15 protein-coding genes are annotated in these 14,584 nt (G+C 66.8%); 10 read left to right on the forward strand and 5 right to left on the reverse strand.

The features are described 5' to 3' along the window. Nucleotides 1–76: 76 nt before the first annotated feature. From D579_RS0101705 to D579_RS0101715, 3 genes are all read left to right on the forward strand, one after another. Nucleotides 77–1,399: an acetyl-CoA carboxylase biotin carboxylase subunit family protein gene (locus D579_RS0101705; RefSeq protein WP_018950908.1), complete on the forward strand. Its 1,323-nt coding sequence runs from the start codon at nucleotides 77–79 to the stop codon at nucleotides 1,397–1,399. After that, nucleotides 1,396–3,423 carry a CocE/NonD family hydrolase gene (locus D579_RS0101710; protein ID WP_018950909.1) on the forward strand — a complete coding sequence of 676 codons (2,028 nt, stop codon included), beginning with the start codon at nucleotides 1,396–1,398 and terminating at the stop codon, nucleotides 3,421–3,423. The genes D579_RS0101705 and D579_RS0101710 overlap by 4 nt, the downstream gene beginning before the upstream one ends. Before the next feature lie 238 nt (nucleotides 3,424–3,661). Then, entirely contained in the window at nucleotides 3,662–4,663 is a 1,002-nt protein-coding gene (locus D579_RS0101715) for a 2-hydroxyacid dehydrogenase (protein ID WP_018937466.1), read from the forward strand. Between the two features lie 36 nt (nucleotides 4,664–4,699). On the opposite strand, the gene chrA is transcribed toward D579_RS0101715, so the two are convergent. Next, complete coding sequence (gene chrA / locus D579_RS0101720; protein WP_018950910.1) at nucleotides 4,700–6,043, reverse strand: chromate efflux transporter; 1,344 nt, start codon at nucleotides 6,041–6,043, stop codon at nucleotides 4,700–4,702. Between the two features lie 135 nt (nucleotides 6,044–6,178). Then, nucleotides 6,179–7,192 carry a class 1 fructose-bisphosphatase gene (locus tag D579_RS0101725; RefSeq protein ID WP_018168849.1) on the reverse strand — a complete coding sequence of 338 codons (1,014 nt, stop codon included), beginning with the start codon at nucleotides 7,190–7,192 and terminating at the stop codon, nucleotides 6,179–6,181. A gap of 217 nt (nucleotides 7,193–7,409) precedes the next feature. On the opposite strand from D579_RS0101725, the gene D579_RS0101730 reads away from it, so the two are divergent. Continuing rightward, nucleotides 7,410–8,675: a 6-phosphofructokinase gene (locus D579_RS0101730; protein ID WP_018145013.1), complete on the forward strand. Its 1,266-nt coding sequence runs from the start codon at nucleotides 7,410–7,412 to the stop codon at nucleotides 8,673–8,675. Here the strand turns inward: D579_RS0101730 and merB are convergent. Both merB and D579_RS14485 read right to left on the reverse strand, forming a co-directional pair. After that, nucleotides 8,672–9,307: an organomercurial lyase gene (gene merB, locus D579_RS0101735; protein WP_018950911.1), complete on the reverse strand. Its 636-nt coding sequence runs from the start codon at nucleotides 9,305–9,307 to the stop codon at nucleotides 8,672–8,674. The genes D579_RS0101730 and merB overlap by 4 nt on opposite strands. Beyond that, on the reverse strand, nucleotides 9,304–9,528 hold the full coding sequence (locus D579_RS14485; RefSeq protein WP_026289415.1) for a GDCCVxC domain-containing (seleno)protein: 225 nt from the start codon (nucleotides 9,526–9,528) through the stop codon (nucleotides 9,304–9,306). The genes merB and D579_RS14485 overlap by 4 nt, the downstream gene beginning before the upstream one ends. Before the next feature lie 152 nt (nucleotides 9,529–9,680). Between D579_RS14485 and D579_RS0101745 the strand changes: the two genes are divergently transcribed. The 3 genes from D579_RS0101745 to D579_RS0101755 all read left to right on the forward strand — a co-directional run bounded on the left by D579_RS0101745 (nucleotide 9,681) and on the right by D579_RS0101755 (nucleotide 11,659). Continuing rightward, complete coding sequence (locus D579_RS0101745) at nucleotides 9,681–10,118, forward strand: hypothetical protein (RefSeq protein WP_018145016.1); 438 nt, start codon at nucleotides 9,681–9,683, stop codon at nucleotides 10,116–10,118. Nucleotides 10,119–10,222: 104 nt separating this feature from the next. Continuing rightward, nucleotides 10,223–10,636, forward strand: coding sequence for a PA2779 family protein (locus tag D579_RS0101750; protein ID WP_018145017.1), 414 nt, complete (start codon nucleotides 10,223–10,225; stop codon nucleotides 10,634–10,636). Between the two features lie 12 nt (nucleotides 10,637–10,648). Next, nucleotides 10,649–11,659, forward strand: coding sequence for a PA2778 family cysteine peptidase (locus tag D579_RS0101755; RefSeq protein WP_018950912.1), 1,011 nt, complete (start codon nucleotides 10,649–10,651; stop codon nucleotides 11,657–11,659). A 96-nt stretch (nucleotides 11,660–11,755) separates the two neighbouring features. Here D579_RS0101755 and D579_RS0101760 read toward each other — a convergent pair whose 3' ends face one another. Continuing rightward, nucleotides 11,756–11,983: a hypothetical protein gene (locus tag D579_RS0101760; protein ID WP_018937461.1), complete on the reverse strand. Its 228-nt coding sequence runs from the start codon at nucleotides 11,981–11,983 to the stop codon at nucleotides 11,756–11,758. Nucleotides 11,984–12,086: 103 nt separating this feature from the next. Between D579_RS0101760 and coaD the strand changes: the two genes are divergently transcribed. The 3 genes from coaD to ggt are packed head-to-tail and all read left to right on the forward strand — an operon-like array spanning nucleotide 12,087 to nucleotide 14,578. Further along, on the forward strand, nucleotides 12,087–12,575 hold the full coding sequence (gene coaD, locus D579_RS0101765) for a pantetheine-phosphate adenylyltransferase (protein ID WP_026289416.1): 489 nt from the start codon (nucleotides 12,087–12,089) through the stop codon (nucleotides 12,573–12,575). Nucleotides 12,576–12,608: 33 nt separating this feature from the next. Beyond that, nucleotides 12,609–12,860 carry a YfhL family 4Fe-4S dicluster ferredoxin gene (locus D579_RS0101770; RefSeq protein ID WP_018145021.1) on the forward strand — a complete coding sequence of 84 codons (252 nt, stop codon included), beginning with the start codon at nucleotides 12,609–12,611 and terminating at the stop codon, nucleotides 12,858–12,860. A gap of 8 nt (nucleotides 12,861–12,868) precedes the next feature. Next, entirely contained in the window at nucleotides 12,869–14,578 is a 1,710-nt protein-coding gene (gene ggt / locus D579_RS0101775) for a gamma-glutamyltransferase (protein WP_018950914.1), read from the forward strand. The last annotated feature ends 6 nt before the right edge of the window (nucleotides 14,579–14,584 follow it).

The following is a 14,584-nucleotide window of genomic DNA, read 5'->3' on the forward strand; positions in this document are numbered from 1 at the left end:
CCGGATACCTGCCACACTCCATGGAGGGCGGTGTGCGGCCCTGGCGACCCGTTGTCCGGGGAAAACGATGCCAGTTATGAATGCGCCGGCGAGGCACAACATCTTCGTGGTCGGTCTGGACGACTTCCATCTGGGCCAGCTCCAGACCCTGCCTGGGGCGGAAGGTTATGCCTTCCACGCACTGTTCACACGCGAGGAGGTCAAGCCCTGCGCCCGGTTTCCGGTGCGTCGGATCCTGATCGAGGGTCGCGAACGGTTGAGCCAGTTTCCAGGCACGGCGGATGCCGTGGTCGGTTTCTGGGACTTTCCGGTCAGCACGATCCTGCCCCTCCTGCGCCAGGCCAGGGACCTGCCGGGGCCGACCCTGGAAAGCGTGCTGAAGTGCGAGCACAAGTACTGGAGCCGGCTTGAACAGGCCCGCGTTGCACCCGAACACATCCCGGCCTTCTGCGCGGTCAACCCGTTTGCCGACGATCCCCTGCGCGAGGTCACCCTGGATTTTCCGTTCTGGATCAAACCGGTGAAATCGGTGCTCTCCTACCTCGGCTTTCGCATCGACGTTGTGGACGACTTCCGGCGTGCCATGGAGCGGATCCGCAGGGAGATCGGCCGCTTCGGCGAGCCCTTCAACCATGTCCTGGGGCACGCGACACTGCCTCCGGAGGTGGCCGGGGTCGATGGCAATCACTGCATTGCCGAGGCGCTGATATCGGAGGGGCGTCAGTGCACCCTGGAGGGGTATGCCTGGCAGGGCGCGGTCCGGATTTACGGTGCTGTCGATTCCCTGCGCGAGGGTGCGGCCGGCTCCTCATTCTCCCGCTACCAGTACCCGTCCATCCTTCCGCAGACGGTACAGGCACGGATGGAGGAGATAGCGGACCGCGTGATCCGGCAGGTGGGCTATGACTGCGCCCCGTTCAACGTGGAGTTCTACTGGGATGAGGCCACGGACCGGATCTGGCTGCTGGAGATCAACACCCGCATCTCCAAGTCTCATGCCCCGCTGTTCCGGATGGTGGATGGCTGCTATCACCATCAGGTGATGATTGATTTGGGCTTAGGGCGCGCGCCGACGATGCCCCATCGCCAGGGGGCCTTCCGATGTGCGGCCAAGTTCATGGTTCGCCGGTACCAGGATGCACGGGTCGTGCGGATGCCCACGCCGGCGGACATCGCGGCCGTCGAGGCCGAGTTCCCCGGTGTGGTCGTACAGATCGAAGTCGAGGAGGGCATGCTGCTGTCGCAGCTTTGTTATCAGGACAGCTACTCCTACGAGGTCGCAACCCTGTTTATCGGGGCCGCGGACAACACCGAACTGGAGCGGATCTACACACGCGTGATGGAGCGGCTACCCATGGAGTTCGAGCCCGCCACACCCCCGGGCGAGGTACAGTCATGAACGTTGTCCACGACTTTCCCTGCGCGGTGGAGGTCGAGGAATACATCCCGATCCCGCTTGCTGACGGCACGCGTCTCGCCGCCCGACTGTGGCGCCCCGAAGGCGCCGAACAGCAGCCGGTACCCGCGATCCTGGAATACATCCCGTACCGCCGCCGTGATTCCACCCGGCTGCGCGACGACGCGATGCATCACTACTTTGCCGGTCACGGTTACGCCTGTTTGCGGGTGGACCTGCGCGGGTCCGGTGACTCCGAGGGGGTGCTGGAGGACGAATACCTGCAGCAGGAGCTGGACGACGGCGTGGAGGTTCTGCGCTGGATGGGTGAACAGCCCTGGTGCAACGGCAATGTGGGCATGATCGGCATCTCCTGGGGCGGCTTCAACGGCCTGCAGATCGCGGCATTGCAACCGCCGGAGCTGAAGGCCGTGGTCAGTGTGTGTTCCACCGATGACCGCTACGCCGACGACGTCCATCACATGGGCGGCTGCCTGCTGGGGGACAACCTGTCCTGGGCCTCGACCATGTTTGCCTACAACTCCCTGCCGCCGGATCCGGAGATCGTGGGCGAACGCTGGCGCGAGATGTGGTTCCAGCGCCTGGAGGGCAGCGGGCTGTGGCTGGAGAAGTGGTTGCGCCACCAGCGCCGCGACGACTACTGGAAGCATGGCTCGATCTGCGAAGACTGGTCCGCGGTGCGAGCCCCGGTGATGGCGGTCAGTGGCTGGGCCGACGGCTACTCCAATGCGGTCTTTCGCCTGCTGGCCAACCTCCAGGGGCCGCGGCTGGGTCTGGTCGGCCCCTGGAGCCACAAGTATCCGCATCAGGGTGTACCGGGCCCGGCCATCGGTTTCCTGCAGGAATGTCTGCGCTGGTGGGACCGCTGGCTGAAGGGTGAGCAGAACGGGATCATGGACGAACCCATGCTGAGGGTCTGGATGCAGGACAGCGTCCCGCCGACCACCCGCTACGAGGAGCGCCCTGGGCGCTGGGTAGGCGAACCACACTGGCCCTCGGCGAACGTGGAGTTCGAACCGTTGACCCTGGCCTGGCCGGGGCGGCTGGAGAGGGCATCGGCTGTCGCGCCGGAACGCGAAATGACCCTGCAGTCGCCGCTGAGTGTGGGCCTGTTTGCTGGCAAGTGGTGCTCGTATGCCGCGACCCCGGACCTGCCCCATGACCAGCGCGAAGAGGATGGGGGTGCCCTGGTGTTCACCAGCGCCCCGCTGGAAGAGCCCCTGGAGGTCCTCGGCGCCGCGATGCTGGAGCTGGATTTGAGTGTCGACCAGCCCGTCGCAATGGTTGCGGCGCGGTTGTCCGATGTTGCCGCTGACGACAAGGCGACCCGCGTCACCTACGGGCTGCTCAACTTGACCCACCGCGAAGACGCCGAGACCCCGCAACCCCTGGAGCCCGGGAAAACCTACCGCGTCCGGGTCAAGTTCAACGACGTGGCCCAGCGCTTCCCGGTAGAACATCGCATCCGGCTATCGCTGTCGACTTCGTATTTCCCGCTGGCATGGCCGGCGCCGCGGCCGGTCCGGCTGCGGCTCATGACGGGCGCGAGCCGTCTGCTTCTGCCCCGTCGCGCGCCGCGCGAAGACATGGATGCCCGAATCGCCTTCCCGCTCCCCGAGGGCGGGCCTCCCTCGACGGAAACCCATCAGCTAACGCCGCAGCTGCACAACTGGCGGGTCATTCGCGACCTGGCGGAGGACGAGTCGACTCTCGCGGTGACCAACGATGCGGGGACGGTACGGCTGGACGACCTGAACCTGGAGATGCAGCGGAAGGCGCTGGAGTGGTACAGCTACCAGGGTGACGACTTCAACTCGGTGCGTGGGGAGACCCTATGGGAGCGCGGCTTCCGACGCGGCGACTGGGCGGTGCGCACGGTAACCCGAACGGTGCTTACCTCGAGCCCCACCGATTTCGAGATCCACGCCCAGCTGGATGCGTACGAGGGCGAGCGTCGCGTCTATGCCCGCAACTGGGACGTGAAGATCCCCCGCGACCTCGTCTGACAAAGCCACCAGGGGGTTGGAGTCTGCCCGTGACAGCGCCCGATCCTGCGTTATGCTGGTGCCATCGTCCGGTCTCGGGGGCGGTTCCATGGGGGCACGCGCATCGTCGCTGCCCAGGGCCGGTTCCTCCCTCATGCGCAAACACCGGAACGAGGCATCGTTGGGAAACCCCTTGGGGACCTAGCGTGCGCAGGTACTACGCGAGCCCTTATTCAACCTATGGATTAGAGAGAACGTTATGCGGGTCACCGTATTCAGTGTTCAGCAACACGATCGCGAGTTTCTGCTCCCTGCTTTTCAAGCGGCGGACATGAAGCCTCTCCTGCATGCCGAACGCCTGACCGCAGAGACGGTGCACCTTGCCACAGGGTCGGATGCGGTCTGCGTCTTTACCAACGATGACTTGCACCGGCGCGTGATCGACGGGCTCGCCGATCACGGGGTGCATGTGGTGGCGCTGCGCTGTTCCGGCTACGACAACCTGGATATCGACCGCGCCCGCGAGCGTGGCGTGCGCGTGGCGCGGGTGCCGGCCTATTCCCCGAACGCGATTGCGGAGCACGCCGTCGCCCTGCTGATGACGCTGAACCGGCGCGTTCACCTCGCCTGGGACCGCACGCGGCGAGGTGATTTTCGCCTCGATCACCTGACCGGATTCGATCTCGTTGGCCGCTCGGTGGGCATCGTCGGCACCGGCCGCATCGGCCAGGCCTTTGCGCGCATCATGCTGGGCTTCGGCTGCCGGGTGGCGGCGCACGACCCGTATCCGAACGCCGAGCTGCAGGCCGCGGGCGTCCAGTACCTCGAGCTGGACGCGCTACTGGCGCAGTCCGAGGTGCTCAGCCTCAGCTGTCCGCTGACTCGCGAAAACCGCCACCTGATCAATAGTGACAGTCTGGCGCGGCTCCCGCGCGGGGCCTTCCTGATCAACACCGCCCGCGGGGCGCTGGTTGATACGGATGCGGCCGAGGCCGCGCTGGAGTCCGGTCAGCTCGGCGGGCTGGCGATGGATGTGTACGAGAACGAGGCCTCGCTGTTCTTCCGCGACTGGTCGCTCGCCGGGCTACCCGATCGCCGCCTGGCGCGGCTGATGCAGCGCGACGACGTGCTGGTCACCGGCCACCAGGCTTTCCTGACTCGCGAGGCGCTGACCAACATCGCGGACCACACGGTGACCAACCTGCAGGTGCTGGCGGCGAATACCGAGGCTGCGGCTACCCTGGAGGGCCGAGTGGTTTGATCGGTGCCTTTCGCCTGGCCCGGCAGGCCAGGGTGCCTACAGCAGGAGCCGATACCCGGCGCCGAGCACGGCGCAGACGAGGATCAGCGGGATGATGCCCACCCGGAAACGGGCCAGGGCAATAAAGGCGGCGATGCCGAGCAGGGCCGAGAACCACTCGAAGGTGCCCTCGAAGCCGGCAGGCCACAGGACGTGCCAGGTAAAGAACACGGCCAGGTTCACGATCACCCCGACCACGGCGGCGGTAATGCCGGTCAGCGGTCCGGTGAAGTGCAGATCGCCCCGGGTGCGCTCGACCAGGGGCGCGCCCACCAGGATGAACAGGAACGACGGCAGGAAGGTGAAGAAGGTCGCGACCAGCGCCCCGAGCAAGGCGGCCAGCAGTACCTGATCCGGGCCGAGAAACGCCTGGGTCCAGCCGCCGATGAAGCCGACGAAGGTGACCACCATGATCAGCGGCCCCGGCGTGGCCTCGCCCAGCGCGAGCCCGTCGATCATCTGGGTCGGGCTCAGCCAGCCGTAGGTCTCCACCCCGCCTTGATAGACATATGGCAGCACCGCGTAGGCCCCGCCGAAGGTCACCAACGCGGTCTGGGTGAAGAACTGGCCCATGCGGGTCAGCGTGGCGTCCCAGCCAAATACCGTGAGCAGCAAACCGAACACCGCGGCCCACAGGCCCAGGCCGACCAAGAGGAAGCGGAACACCCGCGACCAGCGAAACTGCATCCAGGGCGCGGGTGGGGTGTCGTCGTCCACCACGGCCGGCCCTGTGGCCTTGTGGCTGCCGGCGCTGTGCGATTCGCCGCTGCGGAAGCGTTCCGGCCAGACCCGGCTGCCCAGCCAGCCGAGCAGCCCCGCGGCGATGATGATGTACGGGAACGGGATGTTGAGCACAAAGATCGCCAGGAACGCCGCAACGGCCATCAGCCATAGCAGGCCGTTGTTCAACACGCGTCCGCCGATGCGCCAGCCGGCATAGACGATGATTGCGATCACCGCCGGCTTAATGCCGTAGAACACGGCCTCCACCGTGGGCACGTCGCCAAAGGCCAGGTACACCCAGGACAGCCCGGTGATCAGGACCAGCGAGGGCAGGATGAACAGCAGCCCCGCCATCAGGCCGCCGAAGGTGCCGTGCACGAGCCAGCCGAGATAGGTCGCCAGCTGTTGCGCCTCCGGGCCGGGCAGGACCATCGCGTAGTTCAGCGCATGCAGGAAGCGGTTCTCGGAGACCCAGCGACGCCGTTCCACCAGCTCCTCGTGCATCATCCCGATTTGCCCGGCGGCACCCCCGAACGAGATGAAGCCGAGCTTGAGCCAGTAACGAAAGGCTTCGCCCCGGGTCGGGGCGTCTGGTCGTTTATCCGAGGGCTCTGTCATCCGTCACGTCCGTTCGGATTGGGCAGCGCTTGTCCGAGCCCATCCGCGTTGTCCTTGATTGCAACAAAAAGGCCCGGCGCCTTGCGGGGCCGGGCCTTGGGGAGCGCATCGGGGTGCCCGAGGCGCGAGGGGTTCTTAGCCCTCGTTGTGGTAGCGGGTGATCCGCTCCACTTCGTTCTTCGCGCCCAGGACTACCGGCACGCGCTGGTGAATGCCCGTGGGGCTGATATCCATGATGCGCTCGCGACCGGTGGTGGAGGCGCCGCCGGCCTGCTCGATGATGAAGCTCATCGGGTTGGCCTCGTACATCAGGCGCAGCTTGCCGGCGGTGCCCTTGGCCTGCATCTTGGAGTCCATCGGGTACATGAACACGCCGCCGCGCGACAGGATGCGGTGCACCTCGGCGACCATGGAGGCCACCCAGCGCATGTTGAAGTCCTTGTCGCGGGCGCCTTCCTTGCCGGCCAGGCATTCGTCGATGTAGCGCTTGACCGGGGCCTCCCAGAAGCGGCTGTTGGACATGTTGATCGCGAATTCCTCGGTGTCTTCCGGGATCTGCACGCTGTCCTTGGTCAGCAGGAACTCGCCGAAGTCCTTGTCCAGGGTGAACATCTGCACGCCCTTGCCGGTGGTCAGCACCATCATGGTGGACGGACCGTACAGGCAGTAGCCGGCGGCGATCTGCTTGGTGCCCGGCTGCAGGAAATCCTCGGTCTTCGGATCGGAGACGCCTTCCGGCGCCTTCAGGATGGAGAAGATCGTGCCGACGGAGACGTTCACGTCGATATTGGAGGAGCCGTCCAGCGGGTCGAACAGGACCAGGTAATGACCACGCGGGGCGCCGGCCGGCATCTCGCAGATCTCGTCCATCTCCTCGGAGGCGAGGCCGGCGGCGTGGCCGTTGTGGCCCAGGGCCTCGATGAACACCTCGTTGGTGATGATGTCGAGCTTCTTCTGCGTCTCGCCCTGCACGTTCTCGGAGCCGGCGGAGCCGAGAACGCCGACCAGGTCACCCTTGTCGACGAGGTCGGAGATCTTCTTGCAGGCCACCGAGATATCGTTCAGCAGGCCGGTGAATTCGCCGGTCGCGCCCTGGATACCGCGCTGGGTCTCGATAATGTAGTTGGTCAAAGTCGTGCCGATATGCATGATGCAATCCTGATGCTGTTGTGAATCGGGTGACACCGCGCAATCGAGGTGCGTGAGCACCATGACGGGGCGAACGGCCCCGGTGCGCTGAGTGTCTTAACCGGCATAGTGTAGCAAAAGCACCCGGATGGGCCGATCCGTCGGGTAGTTCATGGCTTGAGCGGGCTGGCACTTGTCGTGCATGGCATCCGGGGCTGTATCCACAAGGGAGATTCGCATGCCGCAAAACGCGCTGTACGCCCAGTCCGGCGGGGTTACCGCCGTCATCAACGCCAGCGCCTGGGGGGTGATCGAGGCGGTGCGCGCCCATCCGGCCCATTTCGGCAAGATCTATGCGGCGCGCGACGGCATCCTCGGTGTCCTGCGCGAGGAGATCATCGACCTGGATCAGGAGGACCCGCTGACCCTCGCGGCCCTGCGTCATACCCCCGGCGGGGCGTTCGGCTCCTGCCGTTTCGACCTGGGCGATCCTGACAAGGATCCGGAGCAGTACGAACGCCTGGTCGAGGTCTTCCGCGCCCATGACATCGGCACCTTCTTCTATAACGGCGGCGGCGGTTCCATGGATACCGCGCTGAAGATCGCCAGGATGGGGGATCGCATGGGCTTCCCGATCAAGGCGATCGGCGTGCCCAAGACGATCGACAACGATCTCGCCGTGACCGACTCCAGCCCCGGGTTCGGCTCCGCCGCCAAGTTCATCGCCACGGTCGTGCGCGAGGCCAGTCTGGATGTCGAGTCCATGCACACCAGTTCCACCAAGGTGTTCGTGCTCGAGGTAATGGGTCGGCATGCGGGCTGGCTGGCGGCCGCCGCCGCACTGGCGCAGGAGTTCGATGGCCAGCCGCCGATGCTGATCCTGTTCGCCGAGACCCTGTTTGACCAGGACGACTTTCTCGAGCACCTGAACCGGACGATCGAGCGTCACGGCTACTGTGTGGTGGTGGTCTCCGAGGGTCTGAAGAATCCGGATGGCACCCTGTTCTCGGTGGCACAAAGCCATGATGTGTATGCCTACACCCAGCTGGGCGGCGCCGCCCCGCGCCTGGCCGAGCTGATCCGCGAACAGACCGGACACAAGCTGCACTGGGCGGTGGTCGACTATATCCAGCGCTCCGCGCGGCATATCGCGTCGAAGGTGGACGTGGAGCAGGCCTATGCCTGTGGCCGTGCGGCGGTGGAGGGCGTGGTGGCCGGCGAGGATGCCTTCATGCCGATCATCCGCCGCGATTCCAACGATCCCTACCGCTGGAGCATCGGTTTTACCCCGCTGGAGACCGTGGCCGACGTCGAGCAGGGCATGCCGCGCGAGTACATCACCCCGGACGGCTACGGCATCACCCAGGCCGCGCGCGATTACCTGCGCCCGCTGATCCAGGGCGAGGACGCCCCGCCGTTCGACCAGGGCCTGCCCTGCTACCCGCGCATCCGGGGCGAATTGCTGCCCAAGCGTTGCCCTCCGTTCGAGGTCAAGACCGACTAGTCATTTCCGGGCGAGTGGGCGTCGGCGTCCAGCCAGGCCCGCTGGAAGGCGAAGAACTGCCGGGCGACCCTGTCCGCCTCGTCGACGCGCAGATAGTCCGCGTGTTCGGCCGGTGCACAACGCGCACAGACGAAGGTGATGCCCTCACAAAGGCTGGTGCAGCACGGGGTGTTGTCCGTGCGGCGCGGCCGGTAATGCACCCACACGGAGGCCGTATCCGCAACCGCGGTGGGCCCGGATTCCAGGCTGAGCGCCGCGCCGCAGTGGCTGCAAGCCGCCTCGAGCTGGCTATGCGCGCCGCTCAGCATCGGGATGGCCAGCGCGTCGATGGCGCACATCGCGGCGACTGGACCGCGCCCGGCGACGCTGACCGTGATCCGCTCCGGTGCGGCGCTGTACGGGTAGCAGCCCAGACCCTGGGCCTGATGCGCCACGGCATCCAGCGCGGCCAGTCGCTCCAGCGCGCGGATATCCAGCTCCCGGGCCTCTGGTGGCCGTCCGCGCTGGCGCCAGCGTTCCAGGACTTCGAGATAGGCGGCGCGCACGGCTTCGGGGGCATCCCGCAGGCGCTGTTCCAGCGGGAAGTCGCCGCGCAGGCGTCCCAGGGCGGCGGTCACGCGCGCCGGCCTCATGACGAGGCGCAGCAGCCGCCCGGGCCCTCCTGCTGGATGGGCGGACAGGGCACGGTGCCGTAGGAGCAGAACACGCAGCAGTCCCCTGGAAGTGGCCGGAGCAGGGCCCCGCAGCCGGTGCATACGTAGAACCACTGGCAGGCGTCGGTGGGCATCGTTTCCGTCTTCTGGTGCCCGCATTCCGGGCAGGTCAGGGTCGAATCGGGCACGATCTCGTTCATATGCGTTTCAGCTCGGTTTGCGAGGATGGGAGCCAACGACCGGGGCTGGCGGGAAAAACCCCGCCAGACAACCGGAATCGGCACAAACGCCGTCTGGCCAGCGTCTATTCTCTGCCAAGCCCGCGCAAGACGGGCCCACAACCGGATCCCGGATGGAGGAAATCATGTACTCGCGCATTCTCAATCGCACTCTCGCCCTGACCGCTGCCAGTGTGCTGGCCGCCGCGTTTGTCGCGCCCGGCCAGGTCGCGGCCCAGGGCGCCTACTTCGCCCCGGCGGACGGTTCGCCGGACGAGGTCGCCTTCGAATACCGCATGCACGAATACGGCTGCGCCAATGTGCGCGGACAGTGGCGCGCGACCAACAACACGGATGACTGGCTGGAAGTCCGGGTCACCAAGACCGCCTACAACTGCCCCGGAGAGCTGGAAGACGACGTGCGCACGACGACCCGCCTGTGGCGCACCCTGGGTCCGGGCGAGACCCAGGAGCGCACGCGCGACAACTCCGTGTGCGGCGGGGCCTGGGCGCGTGGTGTCGAGGTCCTGGAGTACGAGATCAAGGTGGTCGACGCCCCCGACGAAAGCTGACAGACGTGTGAAACCGGCCGCGATTTTCGTTTGCGGCCGGTCAATTCGCGGTTCTGGCGGGCTACACTTCTAACAACCGTTCACCGATTTCAAGGAGTCTGCCCATGAGCGTTCATTCGTTCCGTCGAGTTCTGTCCGCACCCGCGGCACTGCTGGTCGCGCTGGCCCTGACCCTGCTGCCCGCCACCCCGGCATTCGCCGATGTCGGCATGCTGGATACCGGCAGCATGATCCAGCAGGCCAGCGCGGACGACACCCGTGCCCAGTTGCTGGAACAGCTCAATGACGCCGAGGTTCGCGCGCAGCTGATCGAGATGGGGGTTGATCCCGAACGTGCCGAGCAGCGTGTGGCCCGCCTGACCGATGACGAACTGGCGCAGCTGGAGGCGCACATGGAGACCGACCCGGCTGGCGCGGCCAGCGTCCTGGGTGTGGTCGCCATCGTGTTCGTGGTGTTCGTGATCCTGGATGCGGTGGGTGTGACCGACATCTTCTCGTTTGTCGGACCGTCCCGCTAAGCCACGCCCTGCATGGGGTCCATCTCGACGCGGCGAGTCACGGGGTTTCTCGCGCTCGCCGCGCTTCTCTGGCTGACCGGTTGTGCCACCGCGCCGCAGAGCGCGGGTCTGGCGAGCGAGCGCCCGACGGACCTGCCGGCGCGCGTCGAACTGGCTGACACGCCGTTCTTTCCCCAGGAGCAATACCAGTGCGGCCCCGCCGCGCTGGCCACGGCGTTGAATGCCCGGGGTATCGACGCCGCGCTGGATGATCTGATCGAAGAGGTTTACATCCCCGCCCGCGCGGGCAGCCTGCAGACCGAGATGCGCGCGGCGGTTCGCGCGCGCGACCAGGTGGCCTACCGTATCGAGCCCCAACTGGAGGCGATCCTGCGCGAGGTGGCGGCGGGCAACCCGGTGGTGGTGTTCCAGAACCTCGGGGTGGCCCTGATCCCGGAATGGCACTTTGCGGTGGTTATCGGATACGACCTGGACGATCGGGAGATCTTCCTGCGCAGCGGCCCGATCCAGCGTCATGTGAATTCCTTTGCCCGCTTCGAGCGCACCTGGGCGCGGGGTGAGCGCTGGGCCTTCCTTGTGATGCCCCCCGATACCCTGCCGGCCACCGCCCAGCCGCTGCGCTGGCTGCGTGCGGTCAACGAACTGGAACAGACTGGGCGTTTTGCGGCGGCGGCCATGGGCTACGAAACCGCCATGGATCGCTGGCCCGATGAACCGATCCCCTATGTGGGCCGCGCCAACGTGGCCTTTGCCCAGGGCGATCTGCCGGCGGCGGAGAATGCCCTGCGGGCGCTGGTCGAGCGCGACCCGGCCCGCCACGAGGGCTGGAACAACCTCGCGCACGTGTTGATCGCCCGCGAATGCGGCGAGCAGGCACGCGAGGCCGCGAGCTGTGCGGCCGATCTGGCGGGACCGGGAGCGTATGCGCGCACCCTGGGCGCTGCGGCGGAGGCTCCGGACGGCGGCGCCGAGTGTCGGGCCCTGCCGCCCTGTGGCGTGGCGACCGAGGCACGCGCGCGGTAAGACCGCACGGGTTCCGTCATCGCGAGTCGCGAAGCCCGCGGCGATCGGCAGGGTGTGGATGACCGCGCAACGCTCGCAGTGACAGTCCCTGTTGCGTCAGGCCGAGCGTTTTTCCAGGGCCTGTTCGGCGTGCTTGAGCACCAGGCCCAGGTTCTGCTTCTCCACGTCCGTGACCTGCGGGTCATTCTTTACCGCTTGACGCAGGTGCTCCACCAATTGCGCCAGTTCGTCGCGCGAGATCTGCTGGAAGTTGAAGCCGCCGCCGTAGCGGGACTCGAGCTGGTCCCAGTAGTCGGCGAGCGGGGGGCGGTAGTCATCACTCATCGGGCAGTCCTTGGTTGGGGCGGGCGCGGTGTGCGCGAAAGGCATTTTGTCTGTTCGTGGTGCTTGCGGTCTAATGGGGGCTTTCCCGGCCGGCCTTTCGCCCATGTCCGTTACCGCCATCTATCCCGGCACCTTCGACCCGATCACCCACGGTCACACGGACATCGTGCGGCGTGCGGCACGGTTGTTCGATCGCGTGGTGGTCGCGGTGGCCGCCAGTCCCAACAAGGGTCCGGCCTTCCCGCTGGGGACCCGCGTGGCCCTGGCCGAACAGGCGGTAGGTGATATCGCCGGCGTGGAGGTGCAGGGCTTCGATGTCCTGCTCGCGCACTTTGTCCATGCGCAGCAGGCCAACGTGATCCTGCGCGGATTGCGCGCGGTGTCCGACTTTGAACATGAATTCCAGCTCGCAGCGATGAACCGACAGCTTGCGCCGGAGGTCGAAACGCTGTTTCTGACGCCAGCGGAGGAGTACAGCTTCGTCTCCTCCAGTCTGGTGCGGGAAATCGCCCGACTGGGCGGCGACGTCTCAAAATTCGTTAGCCCCGGTGTGGCGCGCATGCTGGCCGAACAAAACGGCGCAGCACGCTAGCCGGGCCCCGCCACTGGATACGAGGAACGGCCCATGGCCCTGATGATCACCGACGAATGCATCAACTGCGATGTCTGCGAGCCCGAGTGCCCGAATGAGGCCATCTACCCGGGGGACGAGATCTACGAGATCGACCCCACGCTGTGCACCGAATGTGTCGGCCATTTCGACGAGCCGCAGTGCCAGCAGGTCTGCCCGGTGGACTGCATCCCGCTGGATCCCGATCACAAGGAGACCCGCGAGCAGCTGACGGCCAAGTACGACGCCCTGATGGCCGCGAAGTAGGCCGCGACATGGATTGGCGCCGCCCGCTCCTGCACTGCGCGGTCTTCGTCACCCTGTCGCTGGCGGCGCCGCTGGCGCTGGCTGGCCCGGGGCAGCACGCAGTGGCGAGCGCTCACCCGGCCGCCACCGAGGCGGGCGAGGCCGTACTGCGCGACGGCGGCAATGCCTTCGATGCCGCCGTCGCGATTACCGCTGCCCTGGGTGTAGCCGAGCCCTACGGCTCCGGGCTCGGGGGCGGCGGGTTCTTCCTGCTGTACGAGGCATCCTCTGACCGCAGCGTGATGCTCGATGCCCGCGAGACCGCCCCGGCCGCGGCCGACCGCGACATGTATCTGGATGCCGACGGCGAGGTGATCGACGGCTTGTCGCTGGATGGCGTGCTTGGAGCCGGCATCCCCGGCATGCCCGCCGGCATGGATCACCTGGCGCGGGAATACGGACGCCTTTCGCTGGCCGACAGCCTGGCCCCGGCGATCCGTCTGGCCGAGGACGGTGTTCCGGTCAGCGGCCGCTACCTGCAGATGGCGGGGTTTCGTCATCAGGCCCTGCGCGACGGGGCTGACGCACGAGACATTTACCTTGAGGCGGGTCGCCTGCCGGACGAAGGCGCGATTCTGCGCCAGCCGGACTTGGCCGTGACCCTCCGGCGCCTGACGGACGAAGGCCGTGATGGTTTCTATACCGGTGATCTGGCCGAGCGCCTGGTCGCCGGCGTGCGCGAGGCCGGCGGTATCTGGACTCTGGACGACCTGGCGGGGTACGCGGTCGTCGAGCGTGACCCCGTGCGTCTGGACTATCTTGGCGCCACGATCACCACCGCCTCGCCACCATCTTCCGGCGGGGTCGCGCTCGGCCAGATCCTGAACATCCTGGCGTTCTACGACCTCGAGGCACTGGCGCCGGATATGCGCGTCCACCTGACCATCGAGGCGATGCGCCGCGCCTATCGTGATCGCGCCGAGTACCTGGGCGACCCGGACCATGTGGATATGCCGCTGGAGCGGCTGCTGTCACGCGACTACGCAGCCGGTCTGCGCGCCACCATCCATCCCGACACGGCCACGCCCAGCCGCTACCTGCCGCTGTCAGTGGAGCCGCAGGCCGAGGTTCCGGGCTCGGCCGCGGCCGAGAGTCGCGAGACGACGCACTTTTCCGTGATCGACGCCGAGGGCAACCGGGTCGCGGCCACGCTGACGCTGAACTACCCGTTTGGGTCCGGCTACGTGGTGCCCGGGACGGGCGTGCTGCTGAACAACGAGATGGACGACTTCTCGGCCAAGCCGGGCGAGCCCAACGCCTATGGCCTGGTCGGTTTCGAGGCCAATGCCATCGCGCCGCAGCGCCGCCCGTTGTCGAGCATGAGCCCGACCTTCGTCGAGACCGAGGATCGCGTGGCGATCCTGGGCACGCCGGGTGGGAGCCGCATCATTACCATGGTCCTGCACGGCGTGTTCGGCGTGCTCGAGGGGCAATCCATCGAGGAGGTCGTCGCGGCGCCTCGCTATCACCACCAGTATTTGCCCGATCGGGTGGAACACGAAACCGGGGCGTTCGATGCCGAACTGCGAGGCCAGCTGGTCTCGCGAGGGCATCAGCTGGTGCCACAGGTGCGTCCGTTCGGTGACATGCACGCCATCCTGTGGGAGCGCGGGGCGGGTCGCCTGGAGGCGGCTTCCGATCCGCGCGGCGAGGGCGAGGCGCGGGTGTTCCAGCCCTGAAGACGC

Origin of the sequence: Thioalkalivibrio sp. AKL12 (assembly GCF_000377925.1) — a bacterium.
Classification (GTDB): domain Bacteria; phylum Pseudomonadota; class Gammaproteobacteria; order Ectothiorhodospirales; family Ectothiorhodospiraceae; genus Thioalkalivibrio; species Thioalkalivibrio versutus.

Bases quoted from the DNA above. Each gene is read 5' to 3' on its own strand.
- D579_RS0101725 (WP_018168849.1), bottom strand. From the start codon at position 7,192: ATGCATATCGGCACGACTTTGACCAACTACATTATCGAGACCCAGCGC.
- D579_RS0101760 (WP_018937461.1), bottom strand. From the start codon at position 11,983: ATGAGTGATGACTACCGCCCCCCGCTCGCCGACTACTGGGACCAGCTC.
- D579_RS14485 (WP_026289415.1), bottom strand. From the start codon at position 9,528: ATGAACGAGATCGTGCCCGATTCGACCCTGACCTGCCCGGAATGCGGG.
- D579_RS0101705 (WP_018950908.1), top strand. From the start codon at position 77: ATGAATGCGCCGGCGAGGCACAACATCTTCGTGGTCGGTCTGGACGAC.
- ggt (WP_018950914.1), top strand. From the start codon at position 12,869: ATGGATTGGCGCCGCCCGCTCCTGCACTGCGCGGTCTTCGTCACCCTG.
- D579_RS0101750 (WP_018145017.1), top strand. From the start codon at position 10,223: ATGAGCGTTCATTCGTTCCGTCGAGTTCTGTCCGCACCCGCGGCACTG.
- D579_RS0101710 (WP_018950909.1), top strand. From the start codon at position 1,396: ATGAACGTTGTCCACGACTTTCCCTGCGCGGTGGAGGTCGAGGAATAC.
- merB (WP_018950911.1), bottom strand. From the start codon at position 9,307: ATGAGGCCGGCGCGCGTGACCGCCGCCCTGGGACGCCTGCGCGGCGAC.
- chrA (WP_018950910.1), bottom strand. From the start codon at position 6,043: ATGACAGAGCCCTCGGATAAACGACCAGACGCCCCGACCCGGGGCGAA.
- D579_RS0101715 (WP_018937466.1), top strand. From the start codon at position 3,662: ATGCGGGTCACCGTATTCAGTGTTCAGCAACACGATCGCGAGTTTCTG.
- D579_RS0101755 (WP_018950912.1), top strand. From the start codon at position 10,649: ATGGGGTCCATCTCGACGCGGCGAGTCACGGGGTTTCTCGCGCTCGCC.
- D579_RS0101745 (WP_018145016.1), top strand. From the start codon at position 9,681: ATGGAGGAAATCATGTACTCGCGCATTCTCAATCGCACTCTCGCCCTG.
- D579_RS0101730 (WP_018145013.1), top strand. From the start codon at position 7,410: ATGCCGCAAAACGCGCTGTACGCCCAGTCCGGCGGGGTTACCGCCGTC.
- coaD (WP_026289416.1), top strand. From the start codon at position 12,087: ATGTCCGTTACCGCCATCTATCCCGGCACCTTCGACCCGATCACCCAC.
- D579_RS0101770 (WP_018145021.1), top strand. From the start codon at position 12,609: ATGGCCCTGATGATCACCGACGAATGCATCAACTGCGATGTCTGCGAG.